General features: G+C 64.4%; 19 protein-coding genes and 1 pseudogene. 9 read left to right on the forward strand and 11 right to left on the reverse strand.

What is annotated here, in order from left to right:
• The 4 genes from CAG41_RS26845 to CAG41_RS26860 all read right to left on the reverse strand — a co-directional run bounded on the left by CAG41_RS26845 (position 1) and on the right by CAG41_RS26860 (position 5528).
• Positions 1-1050 carry an NAD(P)/FAD-dependent oxidoreductase gene (locus tag CAG41_RS26845; protein ID WP_085707707.1) on the reverse strand — a complete coding sequence of 350 codons (1050 nt, stop codon included), beginning with the start codon at positions 1048-1050 and terminating at the stop codon, positions 1-3.
• Positions 1037-3217, reverse strand: coding sequence for a hypothetical protein (locus CAG41_RS26850; RefSeq protein WP_085707708.1), 2181 nt, complete (start codon positions 3215-3217; stop codon positions 1037-1039). The genes CAG41_RS26845 and CAG41_RS26850 overlap by 14 nt, the downstream gene beginning before the upstream one ends.
• 266 nt (positions 3218-3483) lie before the next feature.
• Complete coding sequence (locus CAG41_RS26855; protein WP_085586709.1) at positions 3484-4791, reverse strand: HAMP domain-containing sensor histidine kinase; 1308 nt, start codon at positions 4789-4791, stop codon at positions 3484-3486.
• Positions 4788-5528: a response regulator gene (locus tag CAG41_RS26860; RefSeq protein WP_085586710.1), complete on the reverse strand. Its 741-nt coding sequence runs from the start codon at positions 5526-5528 to the stop codon at positions 4788-4790. The genes CAG41_RS26855 and CAG41_RS26860 overlap by 4 nt, the downstream gene beginning before the upstream one ends.
• A 303-nt stretch (positions 5529-5831) precedes the next feature.
• Between CAG41_RS26860 and CAG41_RS26865 the strand changes: the two genes are divergently transcribed.
• From CAG41_RS26865 to CAG41_RS26885, 5 genes are all read left to right on the forward strand, one after another.
• Positions 5832-6107, forward strand: coding sequence for a DUF2790 domain-containing protein (locus tag CAG41_RS26865; protein WP_085707709.1), 276 nt, complete (start codon positions 5832-5834; stop codon positions 6105-6107).
• A 29-nt stretch (positions 6108-6136) separates the two neighbouring features.
• Positions 6137-6547, forward strand: a complete 411-nt coding sequence (locus tag CAG41_RS26870; protein WP_085707710.1) for a hypothetical protein — start codon at positions 6137-6139, stop codon at positions 6545-6547.
• Between the two features lie 43 nt (positions 6548-6590).
• Positions 6591-7805, forward strand: a complete 1215-nt coding sequence (locus CAG41_RS26875) for a cytochrome c biogenesis protein DipZ (protein WP_085633896.1) — start codon at positions 6591-6593, stop codon at positions 7803-7805.
• Positions 7806-8024: 219 nt separating this feature from the next.
• Positions 8025-8297 (forward strand): DUF4242 domain-containing protein, encoded by a 273-nt coding sequence (locus CAG41_RS26880; protein WP_085586714.1) that lies wholly within the window; start codon positions 8025-8027, stop codon positions 8295-8297.
• Positions 8298-8327: 30 nt separating this feature from the next.
• Entirely contained in the window at positions 8328-9140 is an 813-nt protein-coding gene (locus CAG41_RS26885) for a class I SAM-dependent methyltransferase (RefSeq protein ID WP_085633898.1), read from the forward strand.
• 291 nt (positions 9141-9431) lie between these two features.
• On the opposite strand, the gene CAG41_RS26890 is transcribed toward CAG41_RS26885, so the two are convergent.
• A complete protein-coding gene (locus CAG41_RS26890; RefSeq protein WP_085586716.1) occupies positions 9432-9818 on the reverse strand; it encodes a DUF488 domain-containing protein in 387 nt (128 codons plus the stop codon).
• A 9-nt stretch (positions 9819-9827) separates the two neighbouring features.
• Positions 9828-10550: a phosphatidylcholine synthase gene (gene pcsA / locus CAG41_RS26895; protein ID WP_085586717.1), complete on the reverse strand. Its 723-nt coding sequence runs from the start codon at positions 10548-10550 to the stop codon at positions 9828-9830.
• A gap of 220 nt (positions 10551-10770) precedes the next feature.
• Between pcsA and CAG41_RS26900 the strand changes: the two genes are divergently transcribed.
• On the forward strand, positions 10771-11496 hold the full coding sequence (locus CAG41_RS26900) for a tellurite resistance TerB family protein (protein ID WP_085633900.1): 726 nt from the start codon (positions 10771-10773) through the stop codon (positions 11494-11496).
• A gap of 12 nt (positions 11497-11508) precedes the next feature.
• Here the strand turns inward: CAG41_RS26900 and CAG41_RS26905 are convergent, their stop codons facing one another.
• Both CAG41_RS26905 and CAG41_RS26910 read right to left on the reverse strand, forming a co-directional pair.
• Entirely contained in the window at positions 11509-11910 is a 402-nt protein-coding gene (locus tag CAG41_RS26905) for a hypothetical protein (RefSeq protein WP_085586725.1), read from the reverse strand.
• Positions 11911-12024: 114 nt separating this feature from the next.
• A complete protein-coding gene (locus tag CAG41_RS26910) occupies positions 12025-12339 on the reverse strand; it encodes a DUF2388 domain-containing protein (RefSeq protein WP_085586719.1) in 315 nt (104 codons plus the stop codon).
• 126 nt (positions 12340-12465) lie between these two features.
• On the opposite strand from CAG41_RS26910, the pseudogene CAG41_RS29320 reads away from it, so the two are divergent.
• The 3 genes and pseudogenes from CAG41_RS29320 to mqo all read left to right on the forward strand — a co-directional run.
• Positions 12466-13302: pseudogene (locus CAG41_RS29320) on the forward strand (MCP four helix bundle domain-containing protein); the annotation flags it as partial.
• Between the two features lie 129 nt (positions 13303-13431).
• On the forward strand, positions 13432-14157 hold the full coding sequence (locus tag CAG41_RS29325; RefSeq protein WP_371856134.1) for a methyl-accepting chemotaxis protein: 726 nt from the start codon (positions 13432-13434) through the stop codon (positions 14155-14157).
• A gap of 483 nt (positions 14158-14640) precedes the next feature.
• Positions 14641-16287, forward strand: coding sequence for a malate dehydrogenase (quinone) (gene mqo, locus CAG41_RS26920; RefSeq protein WP_085586721.1), 1647 nt, complete (start codon positions 14641-14643; stop codon positions 16285-16287).
• A gap of 89 nt (positions 16288-16376) precedes the next feature.
• Here the strand turns inward: mqo and CAG41_RS26925 are convergent, their stop codons facing one another.
• The 3 genes from CAG41_RS26925 to CAG41_RS26945 form a co-directional block, all read right to left on the reverse strand.
• Positions 16377-16805, reverse strand: coding sequence for a nuclear transport factor 2 family protein (locus CAG41_RS26925; protein WP_085586722.1), 429 nt, complete (start codon positions 16803-16805; stop codon positions 16377-16379).
• A 640-nt stretch (positions 16806-17445) separates the two neighbouring features.
• A complete protein-coding gene (locus CAG41_RS26940) occupies positions 17446-18096 on the reverse strand; it encodes a DUF2931 family protein (RefSeq protein WP_085641122.1) in 651 nt (216 codons plus the stop codon).
• Positions 18089-19724, reverse strand: a 1636-nt coding sequence (locus CAG41_RS26945; RefSeq protein ID WP_170930308.1) for a DUF2235 domain-containing protein, incomplete at its 5' end; no start/stop codon positions are given. The genes CAG41_RS26940 and CAG41_RS26945, both read right to left, overlap by 8 nt.

The raw sequence follows: 19724 nt of genomic DNA on the forward strand, positions 1-19724 counted from the left end.
TCATTCATCGGTCGGCAGCCACCGGGGCGGACACGGGTGCAGGCGATAGAAACGCTGCAACTGGGCCTTGTCCCGTTCGAACCAGTCGCTCAACCATTGGCTGTATTGCGACTGCGCCGCCGTCTGCAAAGCCGGATGCCGGAGACAGTCGGATATTGCTTGCGCAGCCTGCATGCCTGTCATCAGGGCCTTGAGCACGCCGTGGGAGGAGGCCGGGTCGAGCTGGCTGGCCGCGTCGCCGGCAATGAAGTAGCCGCTGCCGGCGGGGGCGGCGCTGATGCGCCACGTCACGTCGGCGCTGCGGGGGCGCCCCCGGGGCGGCAGGTTCCGCAGCGGTTCGGGCAATGCGCAAGGCGGGTGATCCCCCCTCGTCAGGCGTTGCGCTTCGAATGTCTGCCGTGCCCAGTGCAGCGTTTGTTCCTCCACCCGCGCCAGCCATGTCCAGCCGTCGGTGTCGGCCAGCAGGTGCGGTGTCTGCGAATAGGGTGCAATGTGCCCGTCGAGGTAGCCGAAGCGGACCTGCAACGGTGGTGAGCAACGGCGCAGCGGTAGCTGCAGTCGACGGCCGAGCCAGCCCGACGCTCCGCTGGCGTCGAGCACGTACGAGGCAAACAGGGGGCCGGTGTCGGTGTCCACGCCGATCACGCGATGTTGGTGGATGAGCACCCGTCGCGCCCGACAAGGCTGACGAACCGTCACTCCCAGCGCCGCAGCCCTTTGCAGCAGCGCCATGTCCAGCCGGGCTCGGGCGATCTGGAAGCCGCGCCACGGGCCGTTGTCGTCGCCGCCGAAGCCGATGTATCGCGGCGGTGCGTTCCACTGCACCCAATGCCCGTGGAAGCGCATGGCATCCATGCCGCACAACCGTTCAGCCACACCCAGTTGTTGCAGCAACGGCTCGATGCCCGGATGCAGACTTTCGCCGGGGCGGAAGCGGGGAAAGGCGTGTCGCTCGATCAGGGCGACCTGCCATCCGCGCTGCGCACAGCCGATGGCCGCCGCGGATCCTGCGGGGCCACCGCCGACCACCACCACATCAAAGCGGTTCAAGCACAAGTCGCCAGGGGGCGCCGTCGGTCTTCAGCAGCATCGCTGCGACGCTGACGAAGAGGCTCACCTGTTCCTGCACCTCGACGTCCCGCCGCTTGAAGTCGCCCGCCGGGGTGGAGACGTCGCCGCGTCGGTACATCCGGTAGCGATGCACCCAGCCGTCCAGTGCGGTGCCGGCCTGTCGCTCCGCCAGGTCCAGCTCCGGATCGGGCCGCAGCACGCTCTGGAACGAAAGCACCGGCCAACGGTTGCGCTCGGCGTCGTTCTGGCCTGCACCGAGTGCGTTGTAGACGCGGTACATCGACAGCACCCGGTTCTGGTAGGCCTGCTGATCCACGGCGCCGGTCTGCTGCAGGGAAAACCGGTTGTCGAGGGCGACCTGCGTGTAGTCGCTGTATTCGTAGGCGCGGTAGCGGGCCAATGTCCGCCCCTGATCCTGTATCAGTTGCGGCCGTTGCTGGTGATCCCAGGCGACGGCCCCCTGACCGGTTTCCCCGTCGGTCAGCGGAATGATGCTGTGCAAGGTTCTGCGGGGTTCAAAGGTCTGTGCCGAATCCGGTGCGGTGCCTGGCCAGAACGAGCCCAGCGCCGCGCAGATGCGTATGTCTTCCGTGAACGGGCTGGCCATCTGGTAACCGGCCAGCACATTGATCCAGCTGTCGTCTGGCATCCGCTGACGGATCCAGCCGGTCTCCCAACCCGGGCCGAACACACCGGCTGCGCCGTCGGGCAATGAGGTCGGTCGGGCGATGGCCGGTTGCAGGTCGCCGGAGGGGGGAGCGCCGGCGTTGCGCAGTTGTGCCACGATTGCCGTCACGCTGCGGTCGTCTGGCGAAAACGGTTGGTCCTTGAGCGCCAGGTTGGCGCAATAGCGGACGTTCGACAGGGCTTGCAACCGGGCGTGCCAGATGTCGGGGTCGGGTATTACAGGTTCGTGGTTCACCCACGTCAGCAACCGTCGCTGGGTGCACAAAGGGAAGAAATCCGGTGGGCCGATCACGGAGTAGGCCGCCACCGACGGCATCAGGGTGTTCAACGGCGAGCAATGCGCACGCACCCAACCGTCAGCCGTACCGTCGTGATAGTGCAGGGCCCGGTAGCCGCCGCGGTCGACCAGCTCGCCCACGCCTTCCCGGTCGTTCAGATCCTCGATGCTGCCGTCCTCATTGAGCTTGTGGCGGCCATGCACCATGCCGGCGGTTCCGGCCGGCATCTGAAAGGCAAGGGGCTGGCCGTCGAGGCAGGCCGGCTCGACCAGGCGTGGCCTGACCTGCGGCAGCAACAGCCCTGGCCCCCGATCCGCCGGGTCTGCCCAATACGCCAGACCCTCGCTGATGACGAACGGCGGTTGGCTGATCTCCGGTTCCTGCCAACCGGTGCCGGCATGGCGCAGGTGTATGTGCCGCAGCTTTTCGTTGATCTGGTGGTTGTCCAACCGCAGCGTCAGCTCCATGCCGGCGATGCATTCGGGGCCTGCGAACAGTTTGTGCAACGGCACCCAGAAATCCAGGCCGTCGTCGATGTCCTCCTGCAAGTCCAACGGGCCGAACCGTTCGGCGTCGCCTTTGAGCTGCACGGCGACATAGGCGCTGTAGCGCACAGGCATGACCCGGATGCCGTAAGCATCATCGTCCACCCAAGGCAGATGGCTCCGCAGGCGGGGGTCGTAGCGGGCGGCGGCGGTGCCGACACGGGCGATGCCGGTGCGGGAAAAGCACAGGTCGGCGTGTACGCCGTGCACCGTATCGACGGCGCAACGGTATTCGCCGGCAAACACGGCTACGGCGAGAGGCGCTCCCCGGGCCCTTTGCCGGAGCTCGTCGAGTGTGGGAGGGCGGATGCCGAAGACCAGGTCGAGCAGCGTTTCGATCTCGGCCGGGGAGGGAAACAGTTGCAACGGCTGGCCGGTTGCATCGAGCGTGACCCGCGCTGAGGCCAAGGCATGGAAGAGCAGGCTGCGCGAGGGTTCTCCTGGCTCGATGGCCCGGAAGCCTGCCATTGAAAAATCCTCGAAGCCCGGCAGGGACCTATCGATGGTCAGCGGTTTGAGCAGCTCGACGTCAAGCGGCACCGCCGACAGGTCCAGCCCGTGTGCCCGCATCAGTGACTGCCACCCGCCGGGCGCCAGGCGTTTGCAGGTCTGTTCTACGTTTTCCAGCAGTGTCATGGCGGTCGGTCTCGGTCGGAGCGCATGTGATGCCACCACACAGTAAATGTCGGCGTCCGGCGACTGTCAGACCTGACAGTCACGACCGACGGTCGCCGGAGGACGTCTGCTTCATCGCTCGGCTGTTCAGCGAGCATGTGGCGATACACGCAACGATAGAGGGGTCGCCCAGGGGCAACAATCGGCCGATTCTACCGGCGTTGTAGCCGCCGGCATCGCGCAATGTAGTCCGTGACGTCGGCTTGCCGGCGGTTCTTAAACAGAAATCAACCTTGCAGGGGCAATCGCAGCTCGGCGCACAGTCCGCCGCCTTCTCGGTTGCTCAGGTTCAGCGAACCGCCCAAAGCCATCGCCAATTGCTGGGCGATGGCCAGGCCCAGGCCGGTGCCGCCGGTGCTGCGGTTGCGCGAGTTCTCCACGCGGTAGAACGGCTCCATCACCTGGGCCAGTTCCTCTTCGGCGATGCCGGGGCCGCGGTCCATGACTTTCACCGAAAGTTTGCCGTCCTGCCGCTCGACCCACAGTTCGGCGGCGCCGGCGAACTTCAAGGCGTTGTCGGTGAGGTTGACCAGCACCCGGCGCAAGGCGTGGGGGCGGGTGTCGATCACCGCGTCGCTCTTGCCGCCCAGTTGTACGTCCTTGCCCATGTCCTGGTAGTCGAACACGAGGCTGTCGAGGAACGAGTCCAGGTGGGTGCGCCGGCTCTCTTCGGTGGAACCGTGGATGCTGCGGGCGTAGGCCACGCCCTCGCGCACCAGGTGCTCCATCTCGCCGAGGTCGTTCCACAGTTTGTCTTTCTCGGCGGAGTCGTCCATGAACTCGGCCCGCAGTTTCATCCGCGTGATCGGGGTCTGCAGGTCGTGGGAAATCGCCGCGAGCAGTTGCATGCGCTCCTTCAGGTAGGCGGCGATGCGCGCCTGCATCGCATTGAACGCACGGGCCGCGTAGGCCACTTCGTTGGGGCCCTTTTCGTCCAGGTTGATCGGGTGGGCGTTGGGGTCGAGGGTCTCCACCGCATTGGCCAGGCGGGTGAGGGGGCGGATCGCGATGCGCACCGCCAGCCAGGTGCAGACCAGCATCAGGGCCAGTTGGCCGATCAGCACCACCGGCAGCCAGGGTGAGAGCGGCGCCATCGACGGCCACACGTCGATGGTCACCGGGCTGCCGTCGCCCAGGCGCAGGTGGCCCTGGAAGTGTTTCCTGGGGCCCGGGATGTCGGTGAACGTCAGCGGGTAGGCCTCGCCGATGGCGTCGGTGATGGACGTGACCGCCACCGGCACATCGCCTGCGCCGATCGGGGTGCCGGGTTCGCCCTCGCTGAGCAGGTAACCGTAGTTGGGCCGGGCCAGGCGCTTGAGCCAGGCCGGGCGCTCCTCGGCCGGCAGGCGGTCGAGGATCGCGATGGAGGTCGAGACGTCGGTCTCCAGGTTGCCGAGCATGGTGTGCTTGGCGCTTTCGTAGCGCTCGTAGTACTGCGCGCCGAACGACAGCGCCTGGGCGAGGATCAGCCCGATCAGGAAAATCAGCGACAACCGGGAGGCGAGGGTGCGCGGCCAGCGCAGGGCAAGGTTCATGCAGGGGCTCCGAGGACTTCGACCGGCAAGGAGAACACATAGCCTTCGCTGCGCACGGTCTTGATGTAGGCCGGTTCGCGGGCGTCGTCCAGCAGGCGCTGGCGCAGGCGGCTGACCAGCAGGTCGATGGACCGGTCGAACAGGTCGGCCTCGCGGCCCTGGGTCAGGTTGAGCAGCTGGTCGCGGCTGAGCACCCGCTGCGGATGGTCGAGGAACACCCGCAGCAGGCGGTATTCGGCGCCGCTCAGGGCGACCAGGGTGCCGTCCTTGTCCAGCAGGTGGCGGGCCGAGGTGTCCAGCTGCCAACGGCCGAACGCCAGCAGGCGGCCGGTTTCGGTGACCACCAGGTTGGGCGGCAGCATGCGCGTGCGGCGCAGCACGGCGTTGATCCGCGCCAGCAGTTCGCGGGCGGCGAAAGGCTTGGTCAAGTAATCGTCGGCGCCCATCTCCAGGCCCAGGATGCGGTCGGTCTCGTCGTTGCGCGCAGTGAGCATCAGGATCGGCGTGGCCTTGTGCTTGCCGGCGCGCAGCTCGCGGCACAGCAGCAGGCCATCGTCGCCGGGCATCATGATGTCGAGCACGATCAGATCCACGGTGTTGGCTTCCAGGAAGCTGCGCATCTGCCGGCCGTCCGCGACCACGGTGGTGCGCAGGCCGTTCTTCTTCAGGTAATTGCCGACCAGCTCGCGGATCTCGCGGTCGTCGTCGACGATCAGGATGTGATCGACATGATCCATGGGGCCAAACCTCAATCAAAGGGGATGACGCGCAGTCTATCGAGCCCCGAGGGGCCCGCCTGCCTGGGTTTGTATTGCAGTGTATCTGCCGCGCAGGCGGATACAGGCTGACGCAAAAAGCGGATTTTTTCAGGGTTTTGTATCGCTGTGTATCCCCGGCCTGCACAGATACACAGCCATGGATACGCGCCGTTTGCCGACACAAGCGCGATACCTCGCCAACGTTCAATGAGCTCCATCGAGGCACGGCACAGACGCCGGGCCCGGACAACGAATCATCCATTGACGCCCGAGGAAAACGCCATGAACGCCAAGACCAAGACCAAGACCATCGCTGCCGCTTGCCTGTTCGCCGCCCTGAATATCTGCACCCTGTCGGCCCGCGCCGAGGCCGATGTCGCTGCGCAAACCTACACCTACGGCACGCATCTGGACATCCAGAAAGTGATTTCCCTCAAGGAAAGCAACCCAGGGAGCTGCGGCATCGTCGACGCCCGCATGACCTACCTCGACTCGGCCGGCCAGACCCGTGTGCTCGATTACAGCAAGTTCGGCGACGGCTGCCACAACGAAAACTGATTGCCCACTTTCATAAAAGGATCAACGCCATGAACAACGTATCGCGCTTTCTGACCGCTTTCGCCTTTGCCTTCGCCGGTGTCGCCGCCCACGCCAGCGCTGCCGTGGAGCAGCACAGCTGCGGCAACGGCACCTGCTTCCAACTGACGCCGCTGGCCAAGCAAGGCCTCGCTTCCGACGGCTCCAGCCATACGCCGCAGGGCCAACTGGTGGCCGCCGACGGTTCCAGTCGCACGCCGCAGGGGCAACTGGTGGCTGCCGACGGTTCCAGCCGCACGCCGCAGGGTCAACTGGTGGCCGCCGACGGCTCCAGCCGCACGCCGCAGGGTCAACTGGTGGCCGCCGACGGCTCCAGCCGCACGCCGCAGGGTCAACTGGTGGCCGAGAACGGCGCCAGCCGCACACCCCAGAGCCAATGGCTGGACAGCCAGAACGCCTGACCGCCACAGAACCTGGAACACTTCCGACATCAAGGTGACTCCCATGCTTCTCATCGCTTTTCTGGGCGGCCTGCTGACCGTCCTCAGCCCCTGCATCCTGCCGGTGGTGCCGTTCCTGTTCGCCGGTGCCCACCGCAGCCGCTCCTCGATCCTGCTGACCCTCGGCGGCATGGCCCTGACCTTCGCGCTGGTCTCCAGCCTGGCGGTGGTCAGCAGTGAGTGGGTGATCCAGGCCAGCAACACCGGCCGCCACATCGCGCTGTTCGTGATGGTGCTGTTCGCCCTGTCGCTGATCTCGGCCCGGGTCGGCGACTGGCTGTCGCGTCCCTTCGTCCTGCTCGGCAACCGCCTCGATCCGGACGCCCGGAAGAAGGCCGGTCCCATGGGATCGATCATGCTCGGCGTCGCCACCGGTCTGCTGTGGGCGCCCTGCGCCGGGCCGATCCTGGGCGTGATCCTCACCGGTGCCATGCTGCAAGGCGCCAACGCCCAGACCAGCCTGTTGCTGCTGGCCTACGGCGCGGGCAGTGCGCTGTCGCTGGGTACCTTGATCTTCGCCGGACGCGGGCTGGTCAACCGGCTCAAGCCGTCGATCCCGTTCACCGGCTGGTTGCGCCGCGGTGCCGGCGTGGCGGTGCTGGCCACCGCCGCCGTGATCGCCACCGGCGCCGACAAGCCCCTGCTGGCCAGCACGTCGTCCGAAGGTGTGGCGTCGGTCGAGAAGGGCGTGCTGGAGAACGTGCCGAAGGTGGTCGACTATTTCATCAGCAAAGTGCGGGCGGACTCGCTGATGGAGGAGGCAGGCAAGGGTACGATGCCGTCCCTGTCCGGCGCCGTGCAGTGGCTGAACTCGCCGCCGCTGACGGCCGAATCCCTGCGCGGCAAAGTGGTGCTGGTGGACTTCTGGACCTACGACTGCATCAACTGCCAGCACACCCTGCCGTACGTCAAGGCGTGGGAAGCGAAGTACGGCAAGGACGGCCTGGTGGTGATCGGCGTGCACACGCCGGAATACGGCTACGAGCGGATCATCGACAACGTCAAGGATCAAGTGAAGAAGCTCGGCATCACCTACCCGGTGGCCATCGACAACGACTACGCGATCTGGCGGCATTTCGACAACCAGTACTGGCCGGCGCATTACCTGATCGACGCCAAGGGGCAAGTGCGCTACACCCACTTCGGCGAAGGCCGCTACGAGGCCCAGGAACAGATGATCCGGCAGTTGCTGGAAGAGGCGAAAGCGCCGGCCGCATGAGCCGCGCAGACTGACGGCCCGGCGGCGAAAGCCCCGGGCCGTTTTCCGTGGGCGCGGTTGTGTTTCGACGCCTTTACAAAATCCCGCCGCTCATCGGCAAAGCCCCGGTTTTGCGGGCTCTCCGGACGATTGGCAAGGACGCCGGCCGCCCCCGGCGCGATAGTGGTCGGGTTGCGCCACTGCCGGCGCAAGCACCGATGAGAAGCAAGCGAGGTTGCCATGCCGAAGTTTGTGATTGAACGCGAGATTCCAGGGGCCGGAAAGCTCTCGCCGCAAGAACTCAAATCCGTTTCGCAGACGTCCTGCCAGGTGTTGCGTGAGTTGGGGCCGCAGGTGCAGTGGCTGCACAGCTACGTCACCGGCGACAAGATCTACTGCGTGTACATCGCCCCCAACGAAGAGCTGGTTCGCGAGCACGCCAGGCTGGGCGGATTCCCCGCCAACAGCGTGTCGCAGGTGACGAGCATCATCGACCCGACCACGGCCGAATGAGCCGGGCCACCGTCAGCGGAGCTGCGCATCATGAGTACCCCCATTGATCTCTCTGCCCTGAAGGAACGCCAGAAAGTCGCCTGGGCCAGCGGCGACTACGCCGTGATCGGCACCACCTTGCAGATCGTCGGCGAAAACCTCGCCGAGGCCTGCGACCTGCGCTGCGACGAAGAAGTGCTGGACGTCGCCGCCGGCAACGGCAACGCGACCCTGGCGGCGGCACGGCGCGGCGCGTTGGTGACGTCCACCGACTACGTCGCGGCGCTGCTCGAACGCGGCCAGGACCGGGCTCGCGCCGAGCATTTGGACGTGACCTTTCAGGTGGCGGACGCCGAAGCGCTGCCGTTCGCCGACAGCAGTTTCGACGCGGTGCTGTCGACCTTCGGCGTGATGTTCGCACCGGACCAGGACAAGGCGGCCAGCGAACTGGCGCGGGTCTGCCGACGGGGCGGGCGGATCGGTCTGGCCAACTGGACCCCGGAAGGGTTCGTCGGCCAGATGTTCAAGACCCTGGGCCGGCACCTGCCGCCGCCGGCCGGCGCCCAGCCGCCTTCGAACTGGGGGACGGAAGCCTGGCTGCACGCCCGGTTCGACGATCGCCATTTTGCGGTTCAGGTGACGCGGCGCCACTTTAACTTCCGCTATCGCTCGGCGGCGCACTTCATCGACATTTTCCGCCACTGGTACGGACCGGTGCACAAAGCCTTCGCCGCGCTGCCGCCGGAAAGCGGCCTGGCGCTGGAAAGCGATCTGGCCCAATTGCTCAACAGCCTGAACCGGGGCGGGGACAAATCGCTGGTGGTGCCGAGCGAGTATCTGGAGGTGGTCATCGCCAAACGCTGAGGCCTGCTCCTGCAAGTGCGACGCTGCGACGGGTGCCGGTAGAGCCGATGCCTGCATCGAGGCGGCCATTGCTATAGCTCCCACAGGGACTGCGGTTGTCCGCCGTTGATGCGAACACCCGGGATACTGTGGTAGAGCCGATGCCTGCATCGAAGCGGCCATTGCTTTCGCTGGCAAGCCAGCTCCCACAAGGACTGCGGTTGCCCGCCGTTGAGGCGAACACCCCGGATACTGTGGGAGCTGGCTTGCCAGCGATGGCGGCGGGACAGGCAACGAAGGGCTCGCGAACGCTCAGCTGACCTGCGCCCCCCGCGCCACCAGCAGTTCGCGCAACACCGAACGGTGGCAGTGCGCTTCTTCCTCGCAATAGCAGCCAAGGGCGAACGACGTCTGGTGCGACAGCGCCGCCAGCAGATCCAGCATCTGGCTCGCCGCCGGCTGTTTCATCTCGGCCTTGAACTTGCGCACGAACGCGGCCCAGGCCTTGGCGTCCTCGGCGTGCAGCGCTTCGGCCACCAGGTCGGCGCTGGGCGAGAGCAGCGGTTGCCATACATCATAGAAATCACGGCGGGCGAACTCGGCCTTGGGCACCCCGCGCGGCGGGCGGCGCACGGTGCCCAGGCGCAGGCCTTCTTCGGGGGCGCGGGGCGAGCCCAGGCGCACGATACGGATCGGCATGGGAAACCTCTATTTCAGGTGAGCGCCGTCGAACCACTCCAGCGCCGTGCGCCAGACGCAGATGCCGAGGAAGTACGCCGACATCAGCAGCCACAGCCCCATCACGAACGGATTGATCACCGGATGGTTGAGCACCAGCGACAGGCTGCACAGCAACCAGATGGCCGTCACCGCGATGTTGATCGGCATGAACCGGCGCACGCGGAACGGGTGCAGGAACTTCATCCGGGTGACGGTCAGCAGCGCCAGGCCGATCACCGTCAGCAGGGTGAGCCACGGCCCCGGCGCGATGATGTACAGGCACAGGGCGACCACGTTCCAGGCGGCGGGGAAGCCGACGAAGTAGTTGTCCTTGCTCTTCATGTTGACGTTGCAGAAGCAGAACAGCGACGACACCAGGATCAGCGACACCGTCAGCAGCAGGGTGTAGTCGGGCAGGGGAATGTAGCGGTAGATGAACAGCGCGGGGATGAACACGTACGTCAGGTAATCGATCACCAGGTCGAGGATCGAGCCGTCGAAGCTCGGCAGCACCGACTGCACGTTGACCTTGCGCGCGAGCGCCCCGTCCAGCCCGTCGACGATCAGCGCCACGCCCAGCCACATCAGGCAATGGGTCGGCTGGTTCTCCAACAGCGCGAGGGTGGCCAGGAAAGCGGTGACCACGCCGGTCGCGGTGAATCCATGGGCGCCCCAGGCCTTGAGCCTGGCGATGTGGACGGTCGATATCACGGGGCGTTCTCCAGAAAGTGAGGCGGGCCGGGTCAGGGTTGCAGGTATCGACCGGTGGCGCCGGGATAAGGTTCACCCTCAATGAATCTTAGCTGGCCGCGGAAAAAGGATGCCGGAGAAATCGCCGTCCGGCCCCGCGCTTCAGCCAAACGGTGCTGGCGCTGCGGCAGCGCAGGGCTATCGTTGCCAGACGCATTCACGCCGTCCGGAGGACACCGTCATGAACACCAGCGATTTGCTTGAACAACTGCTGCGGGGCCAGGCCTCTGCGGGACAACAAAGCGGTGCTTCGGCCAGCGACGGGCTGGGCGGCCTCGGCGGCCTGCTCGGCGGGTTGCTGGGAGGCGGCAACAGCGCAGGCGGAGCGCCCGCCGGCGGGTTGGGCGGACTGGGCGGGCTGCTGGGCGGCCTGCTGGGCGGCGGAGCGCTGAGCGGTGGCGCTCAGGGCCGCTCCGGCGGCACCAACTACGCGGCGCTGGCTTCGCTCGGGATGATGGCGTTCCAGGCGTACCAGGCCTGGCAACGCAGCCAGGCCAGCGCCGCTCCGCAACAGGCGCCGCAGACCGCGGACATGCTCTCCGGCCCGCAGGTCGAGGAACACAGCCACGCGGTGCTGCGTGCGCTGATCGCCGCGGCCAAGGCCGACGGGCGCATCGACGAATCGGAAAAGCACCTGATCAGCAGCGAAATCGGCCGCCACACCGATGATCCGCAACTGCAGGCATGGCTCGACGCCGAGGTGGCCAAGCCGCTGGATCCTGCGGAGGTGGCGCAGTCGGCCCAGGGCGATCCGGCGATGGCCGCCGAGATGTACCTGGCCAGCGTGATGCTGGTGGACGACCAGCAGGAGGCCGAACGCAATTACCTGGACGAGCTGGCGGCGGCGCTGGGGATCGACCCCGATCTGCAGGTGCACCTGGAGCAGCAGGCCAAGGGCGGCGCCTGACCGGGGCGGCCGTCAAGCGTCGCGCAGCAGGTCGTGGGCGTTGAGCAGGGCGAAGGCGATTTCCGGGTGGCGCTCCAGCCCCCGGCGGATGGCAGCGGGGATCGACTGACGGGTCTTGCGGCACAGGCCGGGCAATTCATCGATGTCGATGGCGATGCCGCGCATCGTACGCACTTCGTTGAACCCCGGCGAGATGCTCACGCGGATGCCCAGCTGCTCGAACATCCGGCCTTGCAGGCGTTCGAGGTCGGCCAGGCTCTGCAGGTTTTCCAGGCGTTCGAGCAAGCGCTTTTCCTCCTGGCGGGTCAGCATCAGGATGCGCACATCCGCGCCGGGATTCTCCAGCAGTGGATCGCGCCCGCAATTGCAGGCGCCGGGAGGGCAGGGGGAGCGGATCGGTGCGCAAATCGTCATGGCCTCCATCATAGAGGCCGTCCGACGGTTTTGCCCATGCCCGCCCGCCTGCCGTCCATCGGCAGGGCGAAAGGGTGGCGACTACGGTCGGCCACCGCTGTCGGGGATGTTGGCCTACTGCGACAGGCCTTCGTAATGGGCCAGGATGGCGTTGGCCAGTTCTTCGTCGCTGGCCGTAAGGCCTGGGTTGTCCTGGCGCACCTGCTGCAGCACCGATTCCAGGTACACGCCCCGGATGGCGCCGCCGCTGGCGACGAAGGCGGACAGGTCGTCACGGGCCGGAATCACCAGCTTGTGGTCCTTGAAGGTCGAGTAGAGCGATGCGGAGATCCCCGCCGAAGTGGCGACGTCGCCCGCGTCCACGCGGGCCAGGGCCGAGCCGAAGGGCAGGCAGAGGATGAGGGACGAAACGAGCACTAAGTGGCGCATGGCGGTGTACCTCCAACAGCAAGCGGCTAAATGGACTTACCACATAATGTGAGAGGTGCGCGGCGGTGCGGGAGTTCCGTGCCGGAGGGCGGACGGTGGGGCGTAGACACACGCCGAGACGTTCCGATGCGGCAGGCCGGCGGAAATAGGCTTAACTCAAACGTTGACGACTCAATTGGCGGCGTGACCAGGGAGGAAACCACGGTGTCGATCAAACTGCGCTTGATGCTGCTGATAGCGACCAGCCTGGTGACGGCGCTGATCGTCAGTCTGGTGAGCTATGTGGGGAACGGGCGGATGTCCGCCGCGTTCGACGACAGCGCGGTGAGCATGTCCGCGCTGCGCAACCACCTGGAAGCCGACATGATGCACGACGCCCTGCGCGCCGACGTGTTCTCGGCGATGCTCACGGGCCTTGGCAAAAGCACCAGCACCGCGGAGGAGGTGCGCCAGTCGGTCAACGAGCACGCGGCGCATTTTCGCGAGGTGCTGGGCGAGAACCTCAAGCTGCCGGTCAACCCGACGATCCGCGCTGCGCTCGAACAGATCAAACCGAGCCTGGACACCTACATCGGCGCGGGCGAACGGATCGTCGGCCTGGCGCTGGACAACCCCGAGGCGGCGCAGCAGGAACTGGGCACGTTCAACACGGCGTTCAGCCAGCTGGAAGAGCGCATGGCCGCCCTCAGCGAACTGATCGAGAGCAACACCCGTCAGACCGGCGAAGGCACCGCCGCAGCGATCCGCAGCGCCAACGTCGCCCTCGGCGCCGTGCTGCTGGCCAGCCTGTTGCTGCTGTTGGCCGAGGGCCGCTGGGTGTACCTGGGCATCACCGGGCCCCTGAGGGCCGCCAGCCGCATCGCCGAGAGCATCGCCCACGGCAACCTCAGCGAACCGATCGCCGAGCCCGCCGGCCGGGACGAAGCCAGCGGCCTGATCCGCACCCTGGGCACCATGCAGCGCGACCTGCGCGACATGATCGACGTGGTGCGGCGCAATGCCCACGGCGTCAGCGGCATGAGCGAGCAGTTGAGCCACGGCTGCCACCAGGTCGCCGACAGCAGCCAGCAGCAGAGCGCCGCCGCCGGCACCATGGCCGCCGCCGCAGGCCAGATGACCGCCAGCATCGAAGAGATCACCCGCCACGCCGAGCGGGCCCTGAACATGGCGAGCCAGGCCGAGACCTTGGCCAAGAACGGCGGGCAGGTGATCCACCAAGTGGTCAGCGACATGGACGACATCGCCCGTTCGGCCAAGCGCTCGGCCCAGGTCATCCGGACGCTGGACCAGGAGTCGGAAGGGATCTTCAACATCATCCAGGTGATCAAGAGCATTGCCGACCAGACCAACCTGCTGGCGCTCAACGCCGCCATCGAAGCCGCCCGGGCGGGCGAGCAGGGCCGCGGTTTCGCGGTGGTCGCCGACGAGGTGCGCAGCCTCGCCGCCCGTACCAGCGCCTCGACCCAGGAAATCGCCGCCATGGTCGAGCGTATCCAGAGCAGCACCCGGGAGGCGGTCAGCAGCATGGAGGCCGGCGTGGCCCAGGTCGACAAGGGCATGGCGGTCACGGCCGATGTCGAGCGCGCCATCCGCGAGATCCTCGAGGCCACCCTCAACACCACGCAACTGGTCAACGACATCACCCGCACCATCGGCGAGCAGAGCCAGGCCAGCAACGAAATCGCCCATCAGGTGGAAATGATCGCCGGAATGTCCGAGGGCAACAGCAAGGTGATCGGCGAGACGGCGGGCACCACCGATGAACTGTCGAGCCTGGCGGGGCGTTTGGCGCAGTCGGTGGACCGGTTCCGGCTGTGACGCGCTCCCGTTGTTAACACGGAGTAACACATTGCCGCATCACCGCGGAGCCCTGTGGGAGCGAGCCTGCTCGCGATGGGACACCCGGAAATGGGGTGGAAACGGCTGAAAGGCTCCGTCATGTTCCGCCCCGCGCGGCCGATAACGGGCCAGGCGCAAAGAGACCGCCAAGTCGGGAACAGACGCGCGGGTTGGCCCTGACGTGATATTCTTCGCGCCAACTTGGTTTGACCTCATTCGGTTCGGCCCGCCATTCGCGGGCCGGCGGAATCACTGTCGCTCAAGTAGCTGAAGCCAATAATGATAAGAAGTCAGTTCAGAAGGGACATATAACTGAGGCCGATGTCGCATGTCGGCCTTGTGTGCCCACCCGTCAATTTTGAAGTGTGCCGGAACCCGCGCCGCTGGCCTGAGCGTCGCGAACAAGGGGCCCCACACGCACAACAGCGGCGGGCGGAAGGCGTTTTATCATAGGTGCAACAGATGTTTAAGAAAGTGAACACGGCCTTGCTGGGGCTGGCTTTGTCGATGGGGCTGTCGTCCGCCTACGCGGAAGAAGCGAAGAAAGTGGACGTGCTGCTGATCGGCGGCGGCATCATGAGCACCACCCTGGGTGTGTGGCTCAACGAGCTGGAGCCGGGCTGGTCGATGGAGATGGTCGAGCGCCTCGACGGCGTCGCCCTGGAAAGCTCCAACGGCTGGAACAACGCCGGTACCGGTCACTCTGCGCTGGCCGAGCTGAACTACACCCCGGAAGACGAGAACGGCAAGGTGTCGATCCCGAAAGCCGTCGAGATCAACGAAGCGTTCCAGGTGTCCCGTCAGTTCTGGGCCTGGCAGGTTCGCCAGGGCGTCCTGAAGAACCCGCGCTCGTTCATCAACACCACGCCGCACATGAGCTTCGTGTGGGGTGACGACAACATCAAGTTCCTGAAGAAACGCTACGAAGCCCTGCAGGCGAGCCCGCTGTTCGCCGGCATGCAGTACTCCGAAGATCCTGAAGTGATCAAGAAGTGGGTTCCGCTGATGATGGAAGGGCGTGACCCGAACCAGAAGATCGCGGCCACCTGGAGCCCGCTGGGCACCGACATGAACTTTGGCGAGATCACCCGCCAGTTCGCCGGCTACCTGCAGACCAAGCCGAACTTCGACCTGAAGCTGTCGAGCGAAGTGCAGGACATCACCAAGAACGCCGACGGCAGCTGGCGCGTCAGCTACAAGAACCTGAAGGACGGCACCAAGACCGAGACCGACGCCAAGTTCGTGTTCATCGGCGCCGGCGGCGGTGCCTTGCACCTGCTGCAGAAGTCCGGCATCGAAGAGGCCAAGGAATACGCCGGCTTCCCGGTGGGCGGTTCGTTCCTGGTGACCGAGAACCCGGCCATCGCCGAGCAGCACCTGGCCAAGGCCTACGGCAAGGCGTCCGTCGGCGCGCCGCCGATGTCCGTTCCGCACCTGGACACCCGTGTCCTGGACGGCAAGCGCGTCATCCTGTTCGGGCCGTTCGCGACCTTCAGCACCAAGTTCCTGAAGGAAGGTTCGTACCTGGACCTGCTGACCAGCACCACCACCCACAACATCTGGCCTATGACCAAGGTCGGCATCAAGGAATACCCGCTGGTCGAGTACCTCGCCGGCCAACTGATGCTGTCGGATGAAGACCGCCTGAACGCGCTGAAGGAATACTTCCCGAACGCCAAGGCCGAAGACTGGCGCCTGTGGCAGGCCGGCCAGCGCGTGCAGATCATCAAGCGTGACGAGCAGGCCGGTGGCGTGCTGAAGCTGGGCACCGAGATCGTCGCTTCGCAGGACGGCACCATCGCCGGCCTGCTGGGCGCATCGCCAGGCGCCTCGACCGCTGCACCGATCATGCTGAGCGTGCTGCAGAAGGTCTTCAAGGACAAGGTCGCCACCCCTGAGTGGCAAGCCAAGCTGCACCAGATCGTTCCAAGCTACGGCACCCAGCTGAACAGCGATCCGGCCAAAGTGGCCGAAGAGTGGGCCTACACCGCCAAAGTCCTGGAACTGCCGACCCCACCGGTCATCGGCCAGGCCGCCCCGGCGGCGGACGCTGCGGCCGACAAGGCCAAGGCACCGAAGGAAAACGCTTCGCGTGACATGGCGCTGTAACCAGCCGCCAGATTGAGAAAGCCCACTGAACCGGTGACGGTCAGTGGGCTTTTTTGCGCCCGGTGCCTTGCCTGGGGCGAGGCGATGGATCAGGCTCTGGCCGCCGCCAGGTAAGCCCCAAGCCGCCGCCCCATTTCCTCTCCCAGCGCCTGCAGCGCGCTCATCGGCCGCACCATCACTTCGAACTCGACGATTTTCCCCTGCTCATCGAAACGGATCATGTCGATGCCCTTGAGCTCCTTGTTCCCCACTTTGGCGCTGAACTCCAGCACCACGTTCAGCCCGTCGGCCGTCGCCAGTTCCCGGTGGTAGGCGAAGTCCTCGAACACCGTGCTCACGGTGTTGAGGATCATGGCGACCACGGGGCCGCCCGGATAGGGCGTGTGGGCCATCGGCGAGCGGAACACCGCCTTGGGGTCGAGCAGCTCGGGCAGCGCGGAGAGGTCGCCGGTGCGGATCATCGCGTGCCAGCGGTCCAGGGATCGGGCGGCGTTGGGGTGCAGGTTGAGGTCGGCCATCGTTCACTCCTGTCTGTTGTTGTTCTTCGAAAGGCGCCCATGACTCTAGATCAACAAGCGGGAATGGGCACCTTTGTGTGCTGCGCTGAATGTAGGGGCATCGCGCAAGCGGATCAGATGTCCATCTGATCCGCTTTTTCTTGCGCAATCTGCCTCTGTAACCCAAACAGACACACGCTCAAAATAGCCCGGCAGTTCGGTCATCCGCGGCGGCCTTCATCCCGAAGCGCCCGGTGCACCGCAAACCTGGCATTGAGGAGAGCAACATGGCGAAGATGGCGATTTTCCTGGGTGGGTTTCTGACGCTGACCATTCTGATCGGTGTGCTGGCGACCATCTCTCCGGTTTGAGGCCGAAGGAAGGGGCTGAATTCTCCGATCACCAGCAGCACGTCCACGCCTTTTTGAGGGCAATGCACCTCCAGTGCACGTTGCTGCCCCGCGAGGTATCCAGGTTTTCGTACAGGAAAGCGCTCTTGCGACCCTGCCGGATCCTGTAGACGTAGTCGACGAGAATCGGCTGACCCCGAAGCAGCGAAACGGAATGATGGGCACCTTCCACGAGTTCCGACCGTCTGTTGTCCATTCGCTGCTGAATCTGCTGGCTTGAACCAGGTACTCATAGTGCGAGTATCGAAATATCACCAGGAGCCATACGGGACACCCTTTTTTTCGACGTAGGCTTTGGACACGTCGGAAAGTGAGTCATATTTGCCGCCGGATTTCCCTTCATATGGGCCTCGTGGGTCAACTTCTGCCTTTACTCTCGTGACCTCAATGGGCGACAGACAAGGGCCTAGCACCCAAACCTTTGCTATGCCGCCAGGCGCAAGGCCAACAACCAATGCTTCTCGATAACCTGTAATCCATTTTCCGTCGGCAGCGCAGAATGTTTTTTCACCTTTGCGCATGATTTCCCTTGTCGACTCAGGTATGTCAATTCCCATTTGGTAGGTTTGCGGCTCGACCAAGGACTGCCAGCGAACATAGATTTTTTTGGGAAGGTCGGCCCCTGTCACGTATTTCCCTTTTCCCCAGCCTGGCCTTTTTGGCCAACCCTTCGGATTGCCGGAATTGTTGGGTGGGGTTTGAATGGCTGAGTTGCCGCTCATTGCGCGTCTATAAACTTGACCTTGAACATCTATGACGTCAGCTGTCTCGATCCAGACTTCCATGTAGTTCGGAGCTGAGAAACCCAAGCGCCAAGCCTCATAAGGCAGCGAACCGCTGTGGGCGAAGGTTGAGCCACCCGTAAGTATGAGCGCAACGATAAAGCGTAGATGCCTATTCATTGGGGTGAACCGTGCGTTGGTTGTTGTCTGTAGGTCGATTGATAAATACAACGTCCAGATCGCTGTTGTTCATGCCTTTTGCCGCATTCCAGTTGTCGGACAGGTGAATGTATTTTTGAAAAAGAAGCTCTTCTTCTTGAGGAGAAAGGCCAATGGTTTGGCTTTTGCCCAATGCATAGTTAATGATCTTTTCGGAAATCGGAGTGAGTTCCGCTGGTAGTGTCAATCGCGGATCTTTTTCCGGGATTTCGTTGAATGGAACATCATTTTTTACGGCTAGTTCGCGCATTGTCCTTAGATAAATCAAAGAAAGCTCACTGCGAACCTCACGTCGGCTGCTCACTGCTGCATAAACATGTTTTTTCGGTGTTCGGTCATCCCTGTCCCGGCTGGTAAAGGGAACTTCCCAGGTGCGTAGCTCGAGAGGGAGGTTGTATTGGGCCATCTGGTCTTGCAGGCGTCGCAAATCTTGCTGTGCGAGCTTATAGCTATTGGCCTCTGAGGTCGGAGTCGTTCGATCAACGTCGCTTCTGCGCGGTTTGCTGATCAGTACACGTTCTGTGGCTTTGGGCAGATACCCGCCGCCCAAGTCGGAGTGTACGCCGGGCATGATGATGTCGGCCGACCCTGCGCTGTTCAGGGAGAAGTTGTAGCGACGTTCATTTCTGGCGACCAGGTGAACGATTTTTTTCGCGATACCTGGAGGAAGAGCGATATTGATCCCCGGGTTTCTGGCGTTATGACCAGTGAAGTCCCCAAGCAACGGATTCGCAATGGCCGCAACCGTGTCGTAGATGCCTATGAAATTGATCGAAACATCCGACTTGGCACTCCACTGGAACGAAGCAGTCAGGGCCGGAGAGCCGGCCGGCAAGGCTTTCGCGAGAACGCTTTCCTGCCCCTTCATGACTTCGTTCGCAAAATCCCGTGCAGCGGCAGCGCCACGGCTGAACCCAAAAATATCGAACTCAACTTTTTTAATCCGTTTGTCCGGATTGTTGTCCTGAAAAGTACGGATGGTTTTCAGAAACTGTCCCGATGTTTCCTCAACCCGCGTCCTGACCCCTTGCGCCCCAAGCCCCGTCCCCTGTGAGTAAATAGAATCCTCACCCGTACTGCTCGTACCGATCCCGTCTACGTAGATCGACACGCTCGCCATTTCCGCATCCGCCGGAATCTCTTCGTCGGATTGGTTGATGTAGAGGTCGTACAAGCGGGCCACGTTACTGACGTCGTTGCCATAACTGTTGTCCGGCGAACTGCCCTTGCCGTCGTAGCCGTAGGAGGCGCAGTACTTGCGGATTTCTTCCGCCATCTCTTGCAGGTTCACGTCTGGCGCAAAGCAGCCATAAACGCGTTCGCTGTTGCTGCGGTTGTTGCCCGTCCCATCGAAGAACATGCCCACCCGCAGCGTGATGTCTTCGATTTCGACTTCTTCTTCCTCTTCTTCGAGCTCTTCTTCCGACGGTGGCGTGCTCGGCGCATCCGGCTCGGCACTGAACTTGCCGATCGGGGGCGCGCTGAGCAGATTGCCTTTCGCGTCTTTTGCCGCGATGCCGGGAATCAGGGGCGCCAACACCGCAATCCCGCTCCCCACCCCCGGCGCCCCGCCGGTATTGGCCTTCACC

Origin of the sequence: Pseudomonas sp. B35(2017), assembly GCF_002113645.1 — a bacterium.
Taxonomy (GTDB): Bacteria; Pseudomonadota; Gammaproteobacteria; order Pseudomonadales; family Pseudomonadaceae; genus Aquipseudomonas; species Aquipseudomonas ekonensis.